The organism is Streptomyces sp. NBC_01317 (assembly GCF_035961655.1).
Taxonomy (GTDB): domain Bacteria; phylum Actinomycetota; class Actinomycetes; order Streptomycetales; family Streptomycetaceae; genus Streptomyces.
In genome coordinates this window covers 7604093-7625952 of the sequence record NZ_CP108393.1, presented here as the reverse complement: position 1 = coordinate 7625952, position 21860 = coordinate 7604093, and the positions used below count along the sequence as shown (strand labels likewise).

The window sequence follows — 21860 nt, the reverse complement described above, 5'->3', positions numbered from 1 at the left end:
GGTTAGTCATGTCCCCCGTGCATCACCGCACCCTCGACGTCGACGGCCGGACGGTCTTCTACCGCGAGGCGGGCGACCCCACCGCGCCCACCGTCCTGCTCCTGCACGGCTGTCCGGCGAGTTCCTTCATGTACCGCGACCTCATCCCGCTGCTGGCCGACCGCTATCACGTCGTGGCGCCCGACCTGCTGGGCTTCGGCCACAGCGACGCTCCGCCGGTGGAGGAGTTCGACTACACCTTCGACGCCCTGACCGACGCGGTCGAGGGCCTTCTGCGCGCGACCGGCGTCGAGCGGTTCGCGATGTACGTCCAGGACTACGGCGCACCGGTCGGATGGCGGCTCGCGCTGCGCGACCCGTCCCGGATCGCCGGGATCGTCACGCAGAACGGCAACGCCTACGCGGAAGGCTTCGTGGAGCCGTTCTGGAAGCCGCTCTGGGAGTACGCCGCCGACCCCACCGAGGAGAAGGCCGCCCCGCTGCGCGAGGGACTGGCCCTGGAGCGGATCCGGTGGCAGTACACCCACGGCGTACCGGACCTGAGCCTGGTGAACCCCGACGCGTGGGCCCACGACCACGCCATGGTCAACCGCCCCGGCAATCCCGAGGTGCAGCTCAAGCTCTTCCGGGAGTACCCGACCAACGTGGAGCTGTACGAGGACGTGCACGCGTACTTCCGCTCCTCGCAGGTCCCGCTGCTCGCCGTGTGGGGCCGCAACGACGAGATCTTCGGCCCGGACGGGGCACGGGCCTTCGGCCGCGACCTGCCGGACGCGGAGATCCACCTCCTGGACGGCGGCCACTTCCTGCTGGAGAGCGAACTCACCGCCGTCGCCGCGCTGATGACGCCGTTCCTGGAGCGGGCGTTCGGCTGAGAACCGCCGCGTACTCCCCCGGCGGCGGACGGGTGGCGGAGCCGGGCACGAATCTACAACACTGTAGAAGTGTGCCGTCGTACCCCGGGCCGCGCCCCGGTGACCCTGGTTAGGATGCCCCGGCACCAGGTCGCCTGGCGCGGCAGCGTGGGAGGAGGCCAATTTTCGTGGCCGGAAATGTCGGCAGGGCCGTGAACGCCGGGAACACCGGCGGACGGGGGCAGGAGTCCCGCACCCGCAGGCGGGGCCAGGGGCAGCTCGAAGCACAGGTGCTCGCCGTCCTCGGATCCGCGGCCGGCCCGGTGGCGGCCACCTGGGTGCAGGAGCGGCTCGACGGCGACCTCGCGTACACGACCGTGATCACAATCCTCACCCGCCTCCTCGACAAGCAGGCCGTCACCCGCACCCGGTCGGGCAGATCCTTCCTCTGGACCCCGGTCGCCGACGGCGCCGGGCTCACCGCGTTGCGGATGCGAAGGCTCCTCGACGAGCGGGACGACCGGGACGCGGTGCTCTCCCGCTTCGTCTCCGGCCTCTCCCCCCACGACGCGCGGGTGCTGCGCGCCCTCCTCACGGACGGCGCACCGGAATCCGGCGGCACTCCTGTGGACGACACGGAAAGCTGACGGGCGGCTTCTACACGCCTGTAGAGTCGGTCCGTCGCCAGAGGGCGGCGGCCGGCCCGGAGAGCGGACCGGACGGGGAGCGGGGCACGGAGGACCAGGTGGGGACGGAAACCAGGAGACGGCGGCCCGGCGCCGCGAGCAGTGGCCGTCGCAGAGGCGCCCCGGCGGGCCGGACCCGCCTCACCCGGCGCGGCCGTGTGGCGGTCTGGATCTGCGGCGCGCTGGCCGTCGGGGCCCTCGGGGCGGGCGGCGCGGGCACCTGGATCTACCAGCGCCTCGACGGCAACATCCACGGCGCGGACATCGACGGCAAGATCGGCGGCGGCCGGCCGGTCAATTCCAGTCCCGGCTCGCAGAACATCCTGGTCGTGGGCTCCGACTCGCGTACGGGCGCCAACGCGAAGTACGGCAGCGACCTCACCACCATGCAGTCCGACACGCTGATGGTGCTGCACATCGCCGCGAACCGGGACTGGGCCACCGTCGTCTCCCTGCCGCGCGACTCCTGGGTCACCATCCCCGCCTGCGACCGCGGGAACGGCAGCGAGTCCGGCCTCCACCACTTCAAGATCAACGAGGCGTTCGCCATCGGCGGGACGAGCGGTGACGTGGCCGGGGCAGCCGCCTGCACCATCAGGACCGTCGAGCGCAACACCGGGCTGCGCATCGACCACTTCATGTCGGTCGACTTCCAGGGCTTCAAGGGCATGGTCAACGCGCTGGACGGCATCGAGGTCTGTCCGGAGACCGCGATCCACGACAAGAAGGCCCACCTCGACCTGGAGGCCGGCTGCCAGACCGTGCGCGACGAGAAGGCGCTCGGGTACGTCCGTACGCGCTACAGCGTCGGGGACGGCTCCGACCTCGGCCGGATCGGCAGGCAGCAGGAGTTCATGGAGGCCGTGGCCGCCAAGGCGCAGAAGAAGCTGACCAGCCCGAAGGCGCTGTACGGGTTCCTGGACTCGGCCACCAAGTCGCTGACGACCGACGAACCGCTGGCCGGGATCAAGCCGCTGTACGCCCTCGCCTCCGAGATCAAGGGCATCCCCGAGGACCGGCTGGCCTTCCTGACCGTACCGAACTACCCGCGCGAGGCGGACGTGCCGGCCGACCGGGCCAACGTGGTGTGGCAGTACCCGCAGGCGTCCGACCTGTTCACGTCCCTGGCCCGGGACAAGGAGGTCAGCAAGAAGAACCTGGAGGCGGCCGCCAAGGTCCCGGTCTACGCCCACACGGTCCGCGTCCAGGTCCTCAACGGCACGGGCACGGCGGGGCGGGCCGCCGCGGTCGCCGAGACCCTCCGCACGGCCGGCTTCACCGTCGCCTCCATCGGCAACGCGCCGGACACCACGGGCAGGACGTCGGTGGAGTACCCCGGCGGCCTCGGCGCCCAGGCCCGGGTCCTCGCCTCGCGTCTGCCGGACGTCACCGCGCGGGAGTCCGCACAGGCCTCGCCGGGTGTCGTGACCCTCACCGTGGGGACGGATTTCACCGACGTCCGTTAGAGCGCGCCGGTCCGAACGGTCCGTGCCGGACGCCACATTGCATTCTTTTGCGACTCCTTTACTATTGAGCGACGTGGGACGGCGAGGCCGTCCCGCCCCGCGTCGTTGATCAGCGTAAGGAGCTGCGGTCCCCCCATGGGTGAACCTCCCAGTACGAGCCGTGCCCTCCCCGTCCCGCCGCACCAGGGGCCGGAGGTGGCACGGTGACCGAAGTGCTTCTGCTGCTGCTCGCTCTCGCGCTGACGTTCGCCTGCGCGGTGTTCGTCGCCGCCGAGTTCTCCCTCACCACCGTCGAGCGCGGTGAACTGGAGCGCGCCACCGCGGCCGGCGAGCGCGGGGCCGCGAGCGCCCTGGCCGCCGCCAAGCGCCTGACGTTCCAGCTCTCCGGCGCCCAGCTGGGCATCACGGTGACCTCTCTCGTCATCGGCATGCTCGCCGAGCCGTCGCTGGCCGTGCTGCTGCACGGCCCCCTGGAGGCCGTGGGGCTGCCCGGGGGCGCGGTGTCCACCGTGGCGACCCTGCTCGGTGTCGTGGTGTCCACGGTGGTGCTGATGGTGATCGGTGAGCTGGTCCCGAAGAACTGGGCCATCTCCCGTCCGCTGGCCGTCGCGAAGGTCGTGGCGGGACCGCAGCGCGCGTTCACCGCCGCCTTCGGCCCGCTGATCCGCCACCTCAACAACACCGCCAACCGGCTGGTACGGCGCTTCGGCCTGGAGCCCGCCGAGGAACTGGCCTCCGCGCGGACACCCGAGGAACTGGTCGCCCTGGCCCGCCACTCGGCGCGCGAGGGGGCCATCGAGGCGGACTCCGCCGAGCTGTTCGTACGGACCCTGCACCTCGCCGACCTGTCGGCGGAGAACGTGATGACGCCCCGCGTGGACGTCCGGGCGCTGGAGGCGCACGCCACCGCGTCGGACGCGGCCCGGCTCACCCTGGCCACCGGCCTCTCCCGCTTCCCCGTCTACCGGGACAGCCTGGACGAGGTGATCGGCACGGTCCACATCCGTGACGTCCTCGCCCTGGACGAGAGCCTGCGCGACCGCACCCCGGTCACCGCGCTGGCGACGAAGCCGCTGCTCGTCCCCGACTCCCTGCCGGTCGACCGGCTGCTGCGGCGGCTGCGCCAGGCGCGGACGATGGCCGTCGTCATAGACGAGTACGGCGGGACCGCCGGGGTCGCCACCGTCGAGGACATCGTGGAGGAGGTCGTCGGGGAGGTCCGGGACGAACACGACCCGGACGAGACCCCGGGCCTGGTGCCCGTCGCCGCGGGCCCCGGGGGCCGCAGCGTGTGGGAGGCCGACGGCAGCCTCCGGCTCGACCAGCTCGACGAGATCGGCTTCACCGCCCCCGAGGGACCGTACGAGACACTCGCGGGCCTGCTCGCGACCCGGCTGGAGCGGCTGCCCGTAGCGGCCGACCGGCTGGACGTGGACGGCTGGCGGTTCGCCGTCCTGCGGGTCGAGCACCACCGGGCCGACCGGGTACGGATCACCTCCCCGCTGCCCGCCGCGCTGACGGAGGACGCCCGATGACCGGCCTGCAACTGGCCATCGGCGCGCTGACCCTCCTGACGAACGCGTTCTTCGTCGGGGCGGAGTTCGCCCTGATCTCGGTACGGCGCAGCCAGATCGAACCGGCGGCGCTCAAGGGCGGCCGGCGCGCGAAGACGACGCTGTGGGGCTTGCAGCACCTCTCCGCGGCCATGGCCACCGCCCAGCTCGGCATCACGATCTCCTCGCTGGTGCTGGGCGCGGTCGCCGAGCCGGCCATCGCGCACCTGCTGGAGCCGCCGTTCGAGGCGGCCGGGGTGCCCGAGGCGCTGATCCACCCGATCGCGTTCGTGGTCGCGCTGACCCTCGCGACGTATCTGCACATGCTCATCGGCGAGATGGTGCCGAAGAACATCGCGCTGGCGGCGCCCGCGCCGACCGCGCTGCTGCTCGCGCCGCCGCTGATCGCCCTCACCCGGGCGCTGCGGCCGGTGATCTTCGGGATCAACGCGTTCGCGAACCTGCTGCTGCGGCTGCTCAGGGTCGAGGCCAAGGACGAGGTGACGGCCGTCTTCACGGACGACGAACTCGCCCGGCTGGTCAAGGACTCCAGCGAGGCGGGGCTGCTCGACCCGGCGGACGGTGAGCGCCTGCGGGACGCCCTGGAGCTGGGCACCCGGCCCGCCGGCGAGGTGATGGTCCCGCTGGGCAGGACCGTCATGGTGGACCACGGGATCACCCCGCAGCAGCTGGAGCGTACGGCCGCGTCGTCCGGCTTCTCACGGCTGCCGGTGACCGGCCCCGACCGTACCGTCCTCGGCTACCTGCACATCAAGGACGCCCTCGGCGCGGCCGACCGGACGCGGCCCTTCCCGCGCTCCGCCCTGCACACCATGGTCAGGGTCGAGATCGACACCCCGCTCGACGACACGATGACGGCGATGCGCGCCGCGGGCACCCATCTGGCCGCCGTCACCGGCGACCGGGGAACCGTCATCGGCTTTGTCACCATGGAAGATGTCCTGGACGAACTGGTCGGTCCCGCCGCCGGTGTCCAGGCAGCCGCCGGCTGACCGGGAGAACCGGACACGGCGGCAGAGGAGCGACCGGTGCCCCGCCCCGGGCACCGGCCGCTCCTCGTCCGCGTCCGTCATGGGTATCGCATTCGCGCCGGGAAGGGAACACGTCGGCCCGGAGCCGAAGGCGACGACTCGGTAACGGAGCGGAGCCGTCCCGCGCGCCGGACGCGTCGCGCGGGGCCTGTCGCGAACGCCGCGCCCCAGGTCAGGGCTTGCGGGCCACGCCCACGTAGCAGGCGGCTTCCTTGTCGGTGGACCCGTCCTGGCCGTCGCCGGGGTCGGGACGCCACCGGTGGGACGCGACGATCCCCGGGTCCAGCAGCTCCCAGCCGTCGAAGAAGCGGGCTATCTCCTCGCGCGTACGCGCCTGCCCCGGCGTACCGGAGGCGCGGTAGGCCTCCGTGAGGCGCGCGATGCCCTCGGGGTCGAACTCCGTCGTCACATGGGCGATCGCGAGCGTGCTGCCGGAGGGCAGCGCGGCCTTGAGGTGGTCCACCAGGTCGTGGGCGCCGTGGTCGTCGGTCACGAAGTGCAGCAGCGCGTTGAGGCTGAGGGCGACGGGCCGGGTGAGGTCCAGTGTCGTACGGATCTCGTCGGCGGCCAGGAGCGCCTCGGGCTCGGTGACGTCCGCTTCCACGTACGCGGTACGTCCGGCCGGATGGCTGTGCAGGAGTGCGCGGGCGTGCGCCAGCACGATCGGGTCGTTGTCCGTGTAGACGACACGCGCGTGCGGCACCTCCGCCTGCGCCACCTCGTGCAGGTTGGGTGACGTGGGGATACCGGTGCCTATGTCGAGGAACTGGTCCATCCCCGAGCGTGCGAGGAACCGCACGGAACGGTGCATGAAACGCCGGTTGATCCGCGCCGTCGCCAGGATCGAGGGGAAAGCGCTCATCGCGCGCGCCGCCCCCTCCCGATCGGCCGGGAAATTGGTCGTCCCGCCCAGGTAGTAGTCGTACATCCGGGCTGAATGCGCCCTGTCCAGCTCCAGGTCCACCGTGCTGCCGTCGGCCACCGCACGCCCCGCTTCCCACGTCCGCCCACTAGGAGGGACCACGGTACGAGACGCGTCAACTCCCCCTGCGCGGAGGGTGACGCGCAGAAAGTTTTTCGTCGAACCACTCCACCGCCACCACAGACATCCGGTTGACTGACCCCGGGAAGGAAATCCCTTCCTGACGGGGAAGAACCGAAAGGGCGGCACCTGATGGCCCGTGACAGCGACGGGGCCCTGGGCGTGGAGGTACGCGACCCGGCTCGTCCGGATCCGCGCGACCCGGTGGGACCGGATCCGACCGCGCCCGGCGTACGCCGGCACACGGACCGTTCCAGCCGCCGACTGGCCCTGACGTTCGACGCCTTCGCCGCCCACCACCATCGCCTGTGGCTGCGGTACGCCCACACCCAGGTCGGTTCCCGGCCCGTCGCCGAGAGCGTGGTCGAGTCGGCCTGCGCCCGCCTGCTGGAGCACTGGCCGCACGTCCTGCTCCAGGAGTCCGTGTCGCAGTACGCCTGGGCGGTCCTCAAGGAGGAGGTCGCCCGGCGGCAGGACGCGCACGACGGACCGCCGGCCCTCGTCGACACCGCGGCGTTCGACGCGGCCGCCCGCAAGCTCCTCCAGCACGGGACGCCCGATCAGTTCACGGTCCTGGAGAACGAGATCGGTCTGTACGGCGCCATCTCGCGGCTGCCCGAGCGGCAGTACGACGTCGTCGTGCTGCGCTACGTGCTCCGCGTGCCGGACGAGGTGGTCGCCGAGTACCTGGGCATCGAGGTGCCGACCGTCCGCTCGCACGTACGACACGCACGGCGACGGCTGGCCAGGGAGTTGGGACCCGCCAGGTGAGGGGAACGGAAGGCGCCCGGGTCCAGGTGCTGCTGGACGACGCGGAAGTCCTCGCGGGCGCGTACGACACCTACGACACCGACAGCGCCCTGCGGCGCGCCGCCGCGCGGGCCGGGGAGCGGGCCCAGGAGCGGGCGGAGGGGGCCGTGCGGGCCCCCGGCGGCTGTGCCACCGCGCACGAACAGGCGGCCCGTGACCTGGACCTGGCCGTCGCGCTCGTCCTGAACGCCCCCGAGGCGGCCGGCTGCTTGGCCCAGCTGGTCGACCACGACCGGATAGACCCGCAGGGCGCCGTGGTCTTCGCCGCGCTGCTGCATCTGACGGGGCACCGGGACGCGGCCCAGTTCTGGTGGCAGTTCGCGGCGGGCGGCGGCAACCGGACGGCGGCGTTCTGTCTCTTCCTCGCCCACCAGCAGCGTGCCGAGTTCCGGGACGCGGCCCACTGGCGCGCCGAGTCCCGCAGGCTGGCCGGCTCCGGCCGTACCTCTTCGGACACCGTGCCGTCCCCGGTCCCCTCTCTTTCCTCGCTGCTGCCCGAGGCCGTCCGCCACGACCTCATCGGGCAGTGTCACCGGGGCAGGCATCCCACGCTGCCCGCCGCGCTGGAGGCCGTCGTCAACCGGCTGCGCGTCGACAGCGCGGACGAGGACTACGGCGAGGTGCCGCAGCCCGACGAGACGCTGGTCACCTGGCCGGTCACCCGGCCGATCACCCGGCCGGGAACGGAGGGCGCACGGCCGCGCTGACCATGCGCGGTACGGCGAGAACCCCTCGTATGCCGGTCCCGGATGGCGCAATCTCCGCACCAGGGCATTTCATGTAACAAAGCGTGCGCCGTATGTGGCCGCACGGTGACCACCAGGGTGTGTGCCCGCCCGTGGAGTTCGGCAGAGGGAGCCGCGCCATGTCTCTTGACCCCCACCTCGATCACGCCGCCGAGGATCGCGACGGGAGCCGTCCGCGTCCGCCGGACGATGCCGCTCTCGCCGCCCTCACCGGCCTCACCGACACCGGGACCCTGTCCATGGAGCCCGGTCAGGAGCCGATACGGACCCTGCTCTGGACGGCCGCGACCGAACGGCCGCTGGAGGAGGTCGCCGCGCTGGTCAGTCTGCTGCGGCGGACCGGTGAGGTGCCCAGCCCCGGTGACGAGGCGCTGCGCGCCGCCGCGGTGGCCCGTCCCCTGGAGGAGGTCATGCAGCTGGTCGCCCTGCTGCACGAGCCTCCCCACGAGTTCGACGAGGCCGACACGACGCTGCGCGCCGCGGCCGTGGGCAGGCCGATCGAGGACGTGGCCGAGCTGGTGAACATCTTCGGCGGCGACGAGGGCGAGAGCGCCCGGTCCATGGCGCGGCCCGGGGTCACCGCCGACGCCGCGGCGGCGGACGCCGTGGAGACGGACACCACGGAGGCCGGTGACGACAGGGACGGGGATGCCAGGGCGGACGCTCCGGCGCGGGCGATACGCCGGGCGGGGATCGCGGCGGCGTTCAGCCGCCCTGCCCCGGCCTCCGCGTCGGCCCCGGCCCCGGCCCCGGCAGCGGCAGCGGCAGCGGCAGCGGCAGCGGCGGGTGTCCGGCCTCAGCGCCGGGCCGGCAAGACGGCTGTCCCCGCCCCCGCCTCCGCGCTGCGGTCGGTGCTGCGCTGGCCGACCGTGGCGCTGCTGGTCGTGTGCGCGGTGCTCCACCTGCCCACGGACTACACACGTCTGGGGTCCGGCAGCGTCGCCGACGTGCTGTCCCTCGCGCTCACCGTGGTGTGCCTGGTGAGCGCCGTGTGGCTGGCGGTACGGGACTCCGTGCGCCTCTGGGTGGCGGGCGCCTCGGCGGCCCTGGCGGTGGTGGTCGCGCAGGCCGTCTCGGCCGTCGTCGGCATGGACCTGCTGTCGAGCAGTCTGGGCACGTTCCCGGGGGCGTCCGTGGTGGCGGTGGTCTGTGCCGTCGCCGCCGTGGGTCTCGCCGGTACGGCCCTGACGCTCCGCCGGCAGGCGGCCGTGGCCGCACGCGCGTAGCGAGAAGTTCCGCACGGGCCGCGCCCGTCCACGTACCGGATCCCCCGGCCCGTGGGCGGGCGCGGCCGTGGTGGTCCGTACACCTGCGGGGGTGGCCCGTACACCCGGGTCCGCTCGCCCCTACGAGCCCGCCGCCGCGTTCTTCTTCCGGTGCCCCACGATCACGTCGGTCACCGCCACGACGAGGGCCGCCAGCGCGAAGGCCACCGACACGACCAGGCCGTGCTCGTACGCCGACGCCCAGCCGTCCCGGGAGACCTGCGCGAAGAAGACGGAGCCGATGGCGGCGATACCGATCGAGGAGCCCACCCGCTGTCCCGTCTGGAGCGTCCCGCCCGCGCTGCCCGCGCCGGCGACCGGCACCTCGGCGAGGGTGAGGGTCTGGTTCGGCGAGATGACCAGGCCGCTGCCGAGACCGGCGAGCAGCAGGGGCCCGGCCATCGCCCAGCCGGCGTGGTGGCCGGGGACCAGATGGACGGCGAGCACGGTGAGGGCCAGTCCGGCCACCACCATGGTCAGCCCGACGACGATCAGCGGCCGGCCGAAGCGGCCGACCAGCCGTCCGCCGATGCCCGCGGACACCCCGGAGCCCAGGGCGAAGGGGGTGATGGTCAGCCCGGCCAGGAGCGCCGAGTAGTGCAGTCCGCTCTGCAGGAAGAGCGTGGTGATGAAGAAGATCGAGGTGAAGCCGCCGAAGTAGAACAGGATCATCAGACAGCCCAGCCAGAACGAATGGATACGGAAGAGGGCCAGGTTCAGGACCGGTTGGGTGCCACCCTTCCTGCTGTGGGCCTCCCACCGTACGAAGGCCGTCAGCAGCGCGGCGGCGACCACCACCAGCAGCCACTTGGTGTTCCCGTGCCACTCGCGTGACTCCACGAAGGGCAGGAGCAGAGCCACCACTCCCGAACCGAGCAGCAGCACGCCGACCGGGTCGAGGTCGCGGATCCGGACGTGGCCCGCCGCCGGGGTGTCGGGCAGCAGACGGTGGGCCAGCAGGAGGCAGACGGCCCCCAGCGGCAGGTTGACGTAGAACACCCACCGCCAGCCGTCGTGCGCGCCGGCCGCCTGGATGATCAGCCCGCCGAGCAGGGGGCCGACGGCGGTGGAGATCCCGACGACGGTGCCGAACATGCCGAAGGCCCGGCCGCGTTCCCGGCCGGAGAACATCTGCTGGATGAGGGCGGACACCTGCGGGGCGACCACACCGCCCGCCGCTCCCTGGATCAGCCGGGCGGTCACCAGCCACCCGCTGGACTGCGCGGCGCCGCAGGCCGCCGACGCGAGGACGAAGAGGGTGAGGCCCACCATGAACACCGGACGCCTGCCACGGGCGTCGCCGAGGCGGCCTGCGGGGATCAGGAAGAGGCCGTAGACCAGGGCGTATCCGGAGACGACCCACTGCAGGTCGGACTCGGGGGCGCCGAGCCCCTCCCGGATCGACGGCAGCGCGACGTTGACGATGGACACGTCGAGCAGGGTCATGAAGGCCGCGACAAGACAGACGGCGAGCGCCTTCCAGCGCCGGGGGTCGGGGGGCTGCGAGGACACGGAGCCGTCTTCCTCTCTCTGGGCGTCCCCCCACGGGCCGGTGCGCCCATCATGCGGCCGGGCGGCGTCCCGGCACACGGCACCTCGCCGTGGGGGCGCGTGACGAACCCTCACCGCCCCGGCCGCCCGGCCGTCCCGGCGAAAACGGCCGGGCACGGGTCCCTCGCGTCGCGAACGCGAGGGACCCGTGCCCGGGGGTACCGCCTACCGCTGGGTGCTACGCCGGATCAGGCGACGTTGACGGCGCTCCACGCGGCGCCGACGGCCTTGTACTCGGCGCTGGTCGTGCCGTACAGGGCGCCGGCCGCGCTGAGCGTCGCGGTGCGCGCCTTCGCGTAGTTGGTGCTCGACGTCATGTACGTGGTGAGCGCCTTGTACCAGATCTGGATGGCCTTGTCCCGGCCGATGCCGGTGACCGTCGACCCGTTGGACGTGGGGCTGTTGTAGCTCACGCCGTTGATGGTCTTCGCGCCGCTGCCCTCGGACAGCAGGTAGAAGAAGTGGTTGGCGGGGCCCGAGGAGTAGTGGACGTCGAGGTTCTTCAGCGTCGACGACCAGGCGTCCTTGGAGGCGCCGTCCTTGCTCGGCTTGTCCTGGTAGCGCAGCGGCGTGCCGTTGCCGTTGATGTTGATCTTCTCACCGATGAGGTAGTCACCCGGGTCGGTGGAGGTGTTGGAGTAGAACTCGACCGCGGTGCCGAAGATGTCGGAGGTGGCCTCGTTGAGACCGCCGGACTCCGCCGAGTACGTCAGCTTCGCCGTGGCCGCGGTGAGGCCGTGGCTCATCTCGTGGGCGGCGACGTCGATCGACGTCAGCGGGTTGGCGTTGCCCGAGCCGTCGCCGTACGTCATGCAGAAGCAGCTGTCGTCCCAGAACGCGTTCACGTAGCTGTTGCCGTAGTGGGCGCGGGAGTAGGACGCGACACCGTTGTTCTTGATGCCGTTGCGGCCGAGGACGTTCTTGTAGAAGTCCCAGGTCTCGGCCGCGCCGTAGGCGACGTCCACGGCGGCGGTCTGGCGGCCGCCGCTCCAGACGTCGTCGGCGTCGGTGAAGAGGGTGCCGGTGCCCGACGTCTTCTGGTTGAGGTCGTACGTCTTGTGACCGCCGCGCGCGCCGTCGGTCAGGTTGTACGTGGTGCCGCTCTTGGTGGTCGTGAGCGGGACGGTGCCGTTGTACTTGCCGGTGCCGGTGCCGGTCTCGATGGCCTCGTCCCGGAACAGCTCCTTGCCGGTGGCCGCGTCGGTGACGACGTGCAGTTCGCTCGGGGTGCCGTCGGGCTGGAAGCCCTTGACGACGGTCTCCCAGGCGAGGACGGGCTTGCTGCCGGCCGCCCAGACGACCTTGCGGGGCGCGGTGCCCGTCTCGGCCTTGGCGGTCTTCTCCGCCGAAGCGGCCTTGAGCGCGGTCGACTTGGCGCCGGAGGCGGTGACCGCCGCGTCGGTGGTGGCCACGGCTATCTTCGCCGGGGTCGCCTTGGTGACGGTCTGCTTGCCGGCCGGGCTCTCGTGGACGACGAGGTCGCCGCCGAGGACGGGCAGGCCCGCGAAGGTACGCTCGTACCGGGTGTGCACGGTGCCGTCGGCGTCCTTGACGACGTCCCTGACGACCAGCTTCTCCTGCGCGCCGAGACCGAGGGTCTTGGCCTCGCTCGCCGTGTCCGCCTGCGCGGACTGGATGGCGGTCACACGCTGGGCGGCGGTGAACGCCACGGCGACGGCGCCGCTGTCACGGGCGGCGTCGGGCTGGGCGACGGCCGGGCCGCTCTGGAAGGCGACGGCCACCATCGCGGCCGAGGCGACGAGCGCGGCGACGCGGACGGCGTTCTTGCGGGGGGTGGAAGCTACGAGTCTCACTCAGTCTCCAAGAGTGTCGGGCCACCGGTCGGCGGCCCTTGTGGGGGTACGGCGGCGGCCGTGGGGTGGGCCGCCTTCCTGGCGCTGGAGCTACACGTGGGTGCCACGCGGACCCACCGCACGGTCTACGCGCGGTGAGCCGTCCAGAGAGTGACATCGAAGAGCCTCGTTCGGACAGATCCGAAACGAGGATTTGACCTTGTGTTGTCAGTTACATGCCACATACGGCGATCAAACGGACGTCCTGACACGCGAATTGGGCGGCTCCCCGGAGTGGGGAACCGCCCAACAGGTCGTACGGAGATCAGTGGGCGATGCTGTCGATCAGCTCGCGCGCGCCCTGCCGCAGGAGCGCCACCGCCACGGATGTACCGAGAGTGGCCGGATCCAACCGGCCTGCCCACTCATGGGCGTTGAGGACCGTTTTGCCGTCGGGGGTGAACACGCAGGCCCGGAGCGAGAGTTCGCCGCCGCGCCCGGCCTTCGCGTATCCGGCGATCGGGCTGTTGCAGTGCCCCTGGAGGACGTGGAGGAACATCCGCTCGGCGGTGGCCTCCCGGTAGGTGTCCGGGTCGCCGAGGTCGCTGACCGTGTCGATGAGTTCCGCGTCTCCCTCCCGGCACTGGAGGGCGAGAATGCCCGCGCCGATCGGGGGGCACATCGCCTCGGGCGACAGGATCTCGGTGATGACGTCCTCGCGGCCGATACGGCGGAGGCCGGCGGCGGCGAGAAGGAGCGCGTCGGCCTCGCCCGCGGCGAGCTTCTCCAGCCGGCGGTTGGCGTTGCCGCGGAACGGGACGCACTCCAGGTCCGGGTGGGACGCGGCGAGTTGGGCGACACGGCGGACCGAGGACGTACCGATCCTGGTGCCCGCGGGCAGCTCGTCGAGCGTGAGGCCGCCGGGGTGGACGAGCGCGTCACGGATGTCGTCCCGGCGCAGGAACGCGGCGAAGACAGTGCCGGCGGGCAGCGGCCGGTCCGCGGGCACGTCCTTCACGCAGTGCACGGCCAGGTCCGCCTCGCCGTTCAGCAGGGCCGCGTCGACCTCCTTGGTGAACGCCCCCTTGCCCTCCACCTGGGACAGATCGCCCATCCACTTGTCGCCGGTGGTCTTGACCGGGACGACCTCGGTGGCGATACCGGGGTGCAGCAGGCCCAGTTCGGCACGGACTCGCTCCACCTGGGCGAGGGCCATGGGCGAGTCGCGGGAGACGATACGGATCAGCGCGGGAGCGGACATGGGACCACGATAGGCCGTCGGCGACACACTTCGTAACCGAACTTCTGTACCCACCGCCCCAGGCGCCCAAACAACAAGGACCGCCACGGCGGCTCCGCAGGTCACGCGCGTGACGGCGCCCGCGCCGGGTCAGACGACCTTCCTGCGGACCAGATGGCCCAGCACCAGTGCGCCGGGCACCAGGGGCAGCCAGACCGTGATGATGCGGAAGCCGAGCACGGCCGAGGTGGCCACGGCGACCGACGCGCCCGCCGTCACCAGCGCGATGACCAGCGCGGCGTCCACCGAGCCGATGCCGCCCGGCGTCGGTACGGCCGCCGCCGCCACGCTCGCCGCGAGGTAGGCGATGGCCACATGGACCGCCGGTACGGGCACGTGGAGCGCCAGCGCCACCGTGACCAGCCCGGCCGCCTGGAGGGCGGGGAAGGCGAGCGAGCCGCCCCACAGGGCCAGCGCGCGGGCCGGCCTGGTGTGCAGGCCGCGCGCCTCGGTCAGCGCGACGCGCAGGAAGTCGCGGACGAGGCGGCGCAGCGGCCGTACGGCGAAGAGCGCGAGGGCCACCGCGGCGAGCACCGCGCCCGCCGTCAGGGCCAGGGCGGGCCCCGTCCCGTCCGGGACGAGGCCGTCCAGGCGCAGCGCCCGGGGGAAGGCCGTCAGCAGGACGACGAGGAGGACGACACGCCCGACGGACTCGGCCAGCAGGTACAGCGCGAGCGAGGCGGAGGAGCGGGACAGCGGGAGACCGCAGCGGCGCAGGAAGCGCAGGTTGACGGCGCCCGCGCCGAGCCCGGCGGGCAGCAGGTGGTTGGCCGCGCCCGCGGCGAACTGCGTGGCGAGGAGCCGTCCGGCGGGCAGTCTCTCCAGGACCGTCCCCTGCCGGGTGAAGGACACGGCCACCCAGCCGAGCCCGGTCGCCGCCACGGCGGCGAGCAGCCAGGAGCGGTCGGCCGTGAGCAGTTGCCGGCCGCCGGAGACGATCAGCGGCCAGTGGAGGCCGACCCAGACGCCGACCGCCACGACCGGGAGGACCATGAGGATCTGGCGCAGCGGCAGCCGCCGCAGGAGTCCGCCGGGCGGGACGGACGGGTGAAGTAGGGCCATCGGCTCGGTCGTCCCTGGTCCGTGGTGCGCGGGCACCTGCCGGGAAGTGCTCTCGCCGTGACTGTCTCAGGTGAGCGCGACGTCCGGGCGTCCTGGGGCGGGCCAACAGGCGACGGACAGGCGCTGTCCCGGTGCGGGACAGCGCCTGGGCCGCCGGCCGGAGGACCGGCTCAGGAAGTGATCCGGATCAAGGACCGACCCCGGTCAGGGAGTGATCCCGGTCAAGGAGTGATCCTCAGCGCGTCGATCATCCCGACCGCTGTGCTCCTGTTGATGACCTTGAACGTGTGCGTGCCCGAGGAGAGTCCGGACTTCTGCCAGACCACCTGTTGGACCTGCCGCGCTCCCGACACGTTCAGATTCACCGTGGCCTGGAGGACGTTGTCCAGATAGACGTCCACCGTCCCCATGTCCCCGTTGCGTTCGGACAGGTACTGGATGCCGGTCCCGGTGAAGGTGTACTGCGCGACCGCGCCCACCGTGTTGCTGTGGTGGGTGTCGTCGTTGTAGTCGCCGTATCCCCGGGGGCTGGTGAGGTGCCAGTTGCTGTCGTAGGTCAGCGCGGTGTTGTTGACCATGGGGTTCGCCGTGCCGGAGATGCCCAGCGTGGAGGACGTGCCGCTCAGTGCCTTGGAGCCCTGGTTGGCCGTTCCGGTGAGCCGCGTGGTGGTGTAGTTGGACAGCGGCTTGGCGGTCCGCTCGACGACGTAGACCGTGTTGGCGGCCGTCGCGAACGTGATCTCGGCGCTGGTGGCGGTCGTGATGATCGCGTTGTCGGAGACCCGGCGGACCCTGACCTGCTGGGTGCCCCAGGGGTTCACGACGCGGGCGCTGTTGCCGAACTGGCTCTTGACGCCGACGTACTTGACCTCGCCGCCCTCACGCTCGGAGCTGACCGTGAAGCCGCCCTTCGCCTGGAGGCTGAACTTGCCGACGAACGTCGAGTCCGTGGGCACGGCGGGGAAGACCCGGATCTTGTCGTTGTACGACTGGAGGAGGGACTCGTTCATCGCGGTCAGGTGCACCCCGAGGTACTCGAAGACACCGTTGGTGTTGGTCGTCATGCCGTTCGGGTAGTTCTGGTACTGCCGCAGCATGGTCTTCATGCCCTGGTAGGTCTGGTCCCCCAGGCCCAGCCGGGCCGCCTGCACGGCGTCGGGCGCCCAGACGTTCCCGTACGGGAAGGGCCGCGCGTTCCAGGTGTTGATCGCCTTCTGCTGGTCGGGGTAGCCGATGCCCGTGAGGTCGTACGGCCAGATCAGCTCGGAGGCGACGTTCTCGTTGTTGCGGGTCTGGGCGATCGGCGGGGTGTGCGGCAGATAGGTGTTGGCGTCCGCCGGGTACGGGATCAGGTTGTCGAGGATCGACTGCCACTGCGGGCGCAGGGTGGCGTCGAGGCCCAGCTGCGATCCCGTCTGGATGGCGAGCGGGAAGAGCATGCGGACGGCCGCGAGGTCGGTGATGGCGTTGGGCACGTTCCAGTACGTCTCGTGCGAGTTGGACGTCGCCACGTAGTACTGGCCGGTGGTCGCGTTGCGGGAGAGCTTCGCCTGGTAGAACTTGACGACCTCGCGCATGAACGGATACGCCGTGTTCCGCAGGTAGTTGGCGTCGTTGGTGTACTTGTACTGGAGGAACATGTTGTACGCGGCCTCGGCGCCGGTCGACCAGATGTTCTTCGTGTAGTCGCTGTTGACCGTGCCGCGCGCGTTGCCGTCCCAGCCCATCGTCTCCGGGACCCAGATGCCGTCCACGCCGTATCTGGTCTGGGTCGCGGACTTCAGCGCGTTGAAGTTGTCGCTGTACAACCGGTTGAACCCGTTGAGCAGATCACTGTGGTTGGACGCCAGGAACGAGTTGTAGACGTCGCGTTGGTTCCAGTACCAGTACGCGTTGCTCCACTTCGTCGCGTCCCCGGTGGCCCGGAAGACACCGTTGATGAAGTGCAGGGGCTTGGTGCCGTACCCGCCCGCCGCGATCATGTACGTGCTCAGGTAGTAGATGTTCTCCATGTAGTCCGCGTCCTTGGACCCGTTGGAGTACTGGACGAACGACTTCTGCCAGAACGCGTGCCACCAGTTGCGGTAGTTGTTGTACGTGGTGGTGTATCCCGTGCCCTTGACCGAGTTGAGCACGTTCTTGGCCTGGGCGACCGAGTTGTGCGACGGCGCGTTGAGCCGGCTGCTGGCGGTGAACCAGATGGTGTAGCTGGACGACGGGGTGATGGTGAGCCGCACCTTGCGGCCGTCCACGACCTGCGCGGTGTACGGCGCGCCCTCCACGGTCGCCGCGAGGGTGTAGCCGAAGTTCTGCGGGTCGGCCTGGCCCCGGCTCAGCCCGGCGCCGGTGGAGTCCGCGTAGGTCGACACCGTCTTCCAGGTGTCGAGGTTGGGCACGTCGCCGCTGTTGCCCAGCGAGGAGACGTCCCAGAGGCTCAGGTCGAGGGAGATGTTGGAGATCCCGCCCCGGGTGTCCTCGACGTGGACGCCCATGACCTCGGAGTTCGGCGAACCCATCACGGTGACGGTGCGGTTGTTGTCGTACTTGGTGGTGAGCGTCCCGTCGTACAGCGAGAGGCGCTGCTGGTACGTGGAGTAGCCCGAGTCCATCGCGGGGGTGGTCCGCAGGTTGAGCAGGCCGGCCCCGAACGCGGTCTGCTGCGAGGTGTCGACCCCGGAGACCTGCATGGTCAGGCCGTTCTCCTGCCAGGCCATCGCGCCGGTCTTGCCGTTGCCGACCGTCAGGCCCTGCACGGGGCTGGTGTTGGGCCGGTTGTAGACGATGTCGTGCTTGGAGAGATAGCTCGCGTAGTCCACGTCCAGGGCACCGGTCGAGGAGTTGAACGCGGCGTCGGTGGTCGACGCGGAGGCCGGCGCACCGGCGAGGCCGCCGAACAGACAGGCGAGGGCAAGGAGGAAAACGGGTAGTCGGGTGGCTCTCATGGTGTGTCACTCCCACGGGCGGCGAGGGGGAGGTGCGGGGGAACGTGCGGAAAAACGGCGGACGAAGGCGGAACCGGGCGGGGATGGAGGAGCAGCGCGAAGCAGCGACGTGACATGCGCGCAACACGCAGTGAACATCGGAGGTTTCCGGCCGTCAAGAGGTTGCGCACCAGTATTTCCGACCTTCTCGCCCTGGCTGGAGTTCCATTGATCGGACCTCCTCCGACGACTCCCCCGTCGGCGTCACACCCCCGCCCAGGCTGGAAGTTCTCGTACGTGAACTTCCGGCCCGGACGTGAACTCCGTCCGCCCGGCGGAAAACCCGTACTCGCCATGGACACGCAAAGGTCCGGACCTGAAGATGGGGGTCCCCACATATCGAGGAGTCGTTCACATGGATAGACGACACCTGCTCGCCGGCGGCGCCGCGCTCGCGGCGGCCGCGACCGTCCTGCCCGCCCCGGCCGCGTCGGCCGCCCCCGCACCCGCCGCGCCTTCTCCCCAACTGCCGTCCAGGGCCGCCATCATCGGCGTGCTGCGACGGGTCGCCGACCAGTGGATCGGCGCGCACGGCAACTCCGGCGACAACGGCTGGGCCAACGCCACCTTCTTCAGCGGTCTGCTCGCCGTGTACCGGCTGACCGGTGAGGCCCGCTACCTCACGTACGCGCGGCGCTGGGCGGAGAAACACGCCTACGGGCTGAACGGCGGGGTCAACACCCGCCACGCCGACAACCACAACGCGGGACAGGCCTACCTCGACCTGTACGAGATCGAGCCCTCGGCGCAGAAGCTCACGGCCATCGAGGCGTCCCTGCGCCGCATGGTCCACACCGACCAGCCCGCCAAGAACGACGACTGGTGGTGGGACGACGCCCTGCACATGGCGATGCCGCCCTTCGCCCGCCTCGGCAGGCTGCGCGACGACACCCAGTACTGGGAGAAGCTCTACAGCCTCTACGACCACACCAAACGCGTCCAGGGAGGACCTGGTCTGTACGACGCGGCCACCGGCCTCTGGTACCGCGACGACCGGTTCCTCCCCGGCAAGATCGTCTCACCGGGCGGCAAACCGGTGGTGTGGTCGCGGGGCAACGGCTGGGTGGCCGGCGGCCACGTCAAGACGCTCAAGGCCCTGCCCTCCTCGGAACGCCACGTCGCCGAATACCGCACCGCCCTCACGCAGTTGGTCACGGCGGTGGCCAAGGTGCAGCGCACGGACGGCTTCTGGAACGTCAACCTCGCCGACCCCGCGCACCTGCCCGGACCCGAGACCAGCGGTACGTCCTTCTTCGTGTACGGCACCGCGTACGCGGTCGCCGCCGGGCTGGTCGCCCGCGCGTCCTACCTGCCGGTCGCCGCCCGCGCCTGGAACGGGCTGGTGGCCACCGCCGTACACCCGGACGGTTTCCTCGGCTACGTGCAGAAGGTCGGTGACCGGCCGGAGTCGAGCCAGCCGGTGACGTACGACAGCACCGCCGACTTCGGGGTGGGCGCGTTCCTGCTCGCCGGGTCGGAGCTGGCGGGGCTCGCCACCTGACCCTCGCCGTCCGGCAGGACGGTGCGGTCGCGCGGGCCACTGCCGCACCCGCGCGACCGCAGTAGCGTGGAGGACATGACCTTTCACGAGGAGGCGCGCGACGCGTTCCGGCGGGGTGACACCGCCGTCGTGGAGCGGCTGAGCCGGCGCGAACTGGACCGGGCGCGCGAGGCGGGCGACCCCGCGGCCGAGGTGGACGCGCTCTGCATGCTGGCCCGGGTCCAGGTGCGCGGCGGCGATCTCGCCGAGGCCGGGCGGTGGGCCGCGCAGGCCCGCGAGGTGGCGGACGGAAGCGGCGAGAAGCGGCTAGGCTCGGGCCCCGCGCACATCCTCGCCGGAGTGGCCACGATGTCCGGCGACCTGGCATCGGCCCGGGTCCTGATCGGGGAGAGCGTCACCCTCCACGAGGAGATCGGCGACACCCGCATGGTCGCGGTCGAGCACCACAACCTGGGCTACGTGGAGCTGCGCCTGGGCCACCAGGACCGGGCCAGGGACCTGTTCGCCGAGGTGCGCGCGCAGGCGCTGGCGGCGGACTGGCCCGACATGCTGCCGTACGTGACCGCCGACGCGGCCGTCATCGCCGACGCGGACGGGGACCACGCCCGGTCGGCCCGGCTGCTGGGCGCGGCGGTGGGCGCGTACCGGGCGGCCGGGCAGATCCCGGACCCGGACGACGCCGTCGAGCAGGACGCGCTGCGGGAGCGGTTGATCGCCGCGCTCGGCCCGGACGTGTTCGACGTCGAGTACACGGCGGGCGCGGCGCAGGACGCCCGCCGGGCGCTCGCGCTGCTGGCGGTCTGAGAGGGAGCCCCGGGGGCCGGGGTCCTGGGGCCGGGGTCCTGGCGACCCCGCGGCCGGGCCTTGACGGGAACGATCATCGTGCGTTCTCCTCGGGAAGAAGCCGGACCGCGCACGTTCCGGACACCCGTTGTGGAAGGAACGACATGCCGGCTGCGTTCTTCTCGGCCCTGGACCGTCTCGAATGCTCCAGGACCGGAGTGGTGAGCGACCCCGACGTGGTCCAGGGGACCTCGGCGGTGGGCGCCCCGCTCCTGGCGCGCTACGACCTGGAGCGGGTACGGGCCACCGTGACCCGCGAGGAGATCGCGGGCCGCGCCCCCGACCTCTGGCGCTACCACGAGCTGCTGCCCGTCCGCGACGCGCGCCACGTGGTCTCCCTCGGCGAGGGCATGACCCCGATGCTCGATCTGCCGCGCTACGGCGCGAGTGTGGGCGTGCCCGGGCTGCGCATGAAGGACGAGGGGCTCGTCCCGACGGGGAGTTTCAAGGCGCGCGGGGCGGCCGTCGGTGTCTCGCGCGCGGCCGAGCTGGGCGTGACCGGGATCGCGATGCCGACCAACGGGAACGCGGGAGCCGCGTGGTCGGTCTACGCCGCCCGCGCCGGGATGCGCAGTCTGATCGCGATGCCGGTCGACGCCCCGGAGATCACCCGTACCGAATGTGTGGTGTCCGGCGCGGAGCTGTACCTGGTGGACGGCCTGATCGGGGACGCGGGCAAGCTGGTGGCTGCGGCGGTCGCCGAGCGCGAGGGCTTCCAGGAGGTCTCCACGCTCAAGGAGCCGTACCGCCTCGAAGGCAAGAAGACGATGGGGTACGAGATCGCCGAGCAGCTGGGCTGGCGGGCGCCGGACGTGATCCTCTATCCGACCGGCGGCGGGGTCGGCATCATCGGCATCTACAAGGCCCTGCTGGAGATGCGGGAGCTGGGCTGGCTGACCGGGGACCTGCCGCGGCTGGTCGCGGTGCAGGCGACGGGGTGCGCCCCGATCGTGGACGCGTTCGCGCGCGGTGACCGGGAGAGTGTGGCCGCCGTGGACGCCCGTACGGTCGCCTTCGGCATCACCGTGCCCAAGGCGCTGGGTGACTTCCTGGTCCTGGACGCCGTACGGGAGACGGAGGGCACCGCGATCGCGGTGACCGACGAGGAGCTGCTGGCCGCGCAGTCGGCGGTGGCCCGCGCGGAGGGCGCGTTCGTCTGCCCCGAGGGCGCCGCCTGCTTCGCCGCCGTGGAGCAGTTGCGCGCCTCCGGCTGGCTGGGCGGCGACGAGAACGTGGTGGTGCTGAACACCGGCAGCGGGCTCAAGTACCCGGAGACCGTCCCGGTGGACGTGCCGACCCTGCCGGTGCACGGGCGGATCCCGGCGCGGCGGGCGTGAGGCACGGCGCGCGTGACG

The 21860-nt window shown here is 71.6% G+C and carries 17 protein-coding genes; 11 read left to right on the top strand and 6 right to left on the bottom strand.

Annotation, left to right across the window (positions count from 1 at the left end; genetic code table 11):
• Nucleotides 1-8: 8 nt before the first annotated feature.
• The 5 genes from OG349_RS32915 to OG349_RS32895 all read left to right on the top strand — a co-directional run bounded on the left by OG349_RS32915 (nt 9) and on the right by OG349_RS32895 (nt 5572).
• A complete protein-coding gene (locus OG349_RS32915; RefSeq protein WP_327238065.1) occupies nt 9-875 on the top strand; it encodes an alpha/beta fold hydrolase in 867 nt (288 codons plus the stop codon).
• 191 nt (nt 876-1066) lie between these two features.
• Nucleotides 1067-1501, top strand: a complete 435-nt coding sequence (locus OG349_RS32910; RefSeq protein WP_327238821.1) for a BlaI/MecI/CopY family transcriptional regulator — start codon at nt 1067-1069, stop codon at nt 1499-1501.
• A gap of 98 nt (nt 1502-1599) precedes the next feature.
• A complete protein-coding gene (locus OG349_RS32905; protein ID WP_442806344.1) occupies nt 1600-3006 on the top strand; it encodes an LCP family protein in 1407 nt (468 codons plus the stop codon).
• Between the two features lie 203 nt (nt 3007-3209).
• On the top strand, nt 3210-4541 hold the full coding sequence (locus tag OG349_RS32900) for a hemolysin family protein (protein ID WP_327238064.1): 1332 nt from the start codon (nt 3210-3212) through the stop codon (nt 4539-4541).
• Nucleotides 4538-5572, top strand: coding sequence for a hemolysin family protein (locus OG349_RS32895; RefSeq protein ID WP_327238063.1), 1035 nt, complete (start codon nt 4538-4540; stop codon nt 5570-5572). The genes OG349_RS32900 and OG349_RS32895 overlap by 4 nt, the downstream gene beginning before the upstream one ends.
• Nucleotides 5573-5783: 211 nt before the next feature.
• Here the strand turns inward: OG349_RS32895 and OG349_RS32890 are convergent, their stop codons facing one another.
• Nucleotides 5784-6593 carry an SAM-dependent methyltransferase gene (locus OG349_RS32890; RefSeq protein ID WP_327238062.1) on the bottom strand — a complete coding sequence of 270 codons (810 nt, stop codon included), beginning with the start codon at nt 6591-6593 and terminating at the stop codon, nt 5784-5786.
• Between the two features lie 192 nt (nt 6594-6785).
• Between OG349_RS32890 and OG349_RS32885 the strand changes: the two genes are divergently transcribed.
• The 3 genes from OG349_RS32885 (at nt 6786) to OG349_RS32875 (ending at nt 9435) form a co-directional block, all read left to right on the top strand.
• Nucleotides 6786-7424: a sigma-70 family RNA polymerase sigma factor gene (locus OG349_RS32885; protein ID WP_327238061.1), complete on the top strand. Its 639-nt coding sequence runs from the start codon at nt 6786-6788 to the stop codon at nt 7422-7424.
• Entirely contained in the window at nt 7421-8170 is a 750-nt protein-coding gene (locus tag OG349_RS32880) for a hypothetical protein (RefSeq protein ID WP_327238060.1), read from the top strand. The genes OG349_RS32885 and OG349_RS32880 overlap by 4 nt, the downstream gene beginning before the upstream one ends.
• Before the next feature lie 158 nt (nt 8171-8328).
• Nucleotides 8329-9435, top strand: a complete 1107-nt coding sequence (locus tag OG349_RS32875; protein ID WP_327238059.1) for a hypothetical protein — start codon at nt 8329-8331, stop codon at nt 9433-9435.
• Between the two features lie 120 nt (nt 9436-9555).
• Here OG349_RS32875 and OG349_RS32870 read toward each other — a convergent pair whose 3' ends face one another.
• The 5 genes from OG349_RS32870 to OG349_RS32850 all read right to left on the bottom strand — a co-directional run bounded on the left by OG349_RS32870 (nt 9556) and on the right by OG349_RS32850 (nt 18122).
• On the bottom strand, nt 9556-10986 hold the full coding sequence (locus OG349_RS32870; RefSeq protein ID WP_327238058.1) for an MFS transporter: 1431 nt from the start codon (nt 10984-10986) through the stop codon (nt 9556-9558).
• 227 nt (nt 10987-11213) lie between these two features.
• Nucleotides 11214-12839 carry a M4 family metallopeptidase gene (locus OG349_RS32865; RefSeq protein ID WP_327238057.1) on the bottom strand — a complete coding sequence of 542 codons (1626 nt, stop codon included), beginning with the start codon at nt 12837-12839 and terminating at the stop codon, nt 11214-11216.
• Between the two features lie 304 nt (nt 12840-13143).
• On the bottom strand, nt 13144-14079 hold the full coding sequence (gene hemC, locus OG349_RS32860) for a hydroxymethylbilane synthase (RefSeq protein ID WP_327238056.1): 936 nt from the start codon (nt 14077-14079) through the stop codon (nt 13144-13146).
• A 129-nt stretch (nt 14080-14208) separates the two neighbouring features.
• Nucleotides 14209-15180 (bottom strand): lysylphosphatidylglycerol synthase transmembrane domain-containing protein, encoded by a 972-nt coding sequence (locus OG349_RS32855; protein ID WP_327238055.1) that lies wholly within the window; start codon nt 15178-15180, stop codon nt 14209-14211.
• 221 nt (nt 15181-15401) lie between these two features.
• Nucleotides 15402-18122 carry a glycosyl hydrolase family 95 catalytic domain-containing protein gene (locus tag OG349_RS32850; RefSeq protein WP_327238054.1) on the bottom strand — a complete coding sequence of 907 codons (2721 nt, stop codon included), beginning with the start codon at nt 18120-18122 and terminating at the stop codon, nt 15402-15404.
• A 394-nt stretch (nt 18123-18516) separates the two neighbouring features.
• On the opposite strand from OG349_RS32850, the gene OG349_RS32845 reads away from it, so the two are divergent.
• The 3 genes from OG349_RS32845 to OG349_RS32835 all read left to right on the top strand — a co-directional run bounded on the left by OG349_RS32845 (nt 18517) and on the right by OG349_RS32835 (nt 21842).
• Nucleotides 18517-19662 (top strand): glycoside hydrolase family 88/105 protein, encoded by a 1146-nt coding sequence (locus OG349_RS32845; RefSeq protein WP_327238053.1) that lies wholly within the window; start codon nt 18517-18519, stop codon nt 19660-19662.
• Between the two features lie 75 nt (nt 19663-19737).
• Nucleotides 19738-20466: a hypothetical protein gene (locus OG349_RS32840; RefSeq protein ID WP_327238051.1), complete on the top strand. Its 729-nt coding sequence runs from the start codon at nt 19738-19740 to the stop codon at nt 20464-20466.
• Nucleotides 20467-20609: 143 nt separating this feature from the next.
• Nucleotides 20610-21842 carry a threonine synthase gene (locus tag OG349_RS32835; RefSeq protein WP_327238050.1) on the top strand — a complete coding sequence of 411 codons (1233 nt, stop codon included), beginning with the start codon at nt 20610-20612 and terminating at the stop codon, nt 21840-21842.
• Nucleotides 21843-21860 lie beyond the last annotated feature (18 nt).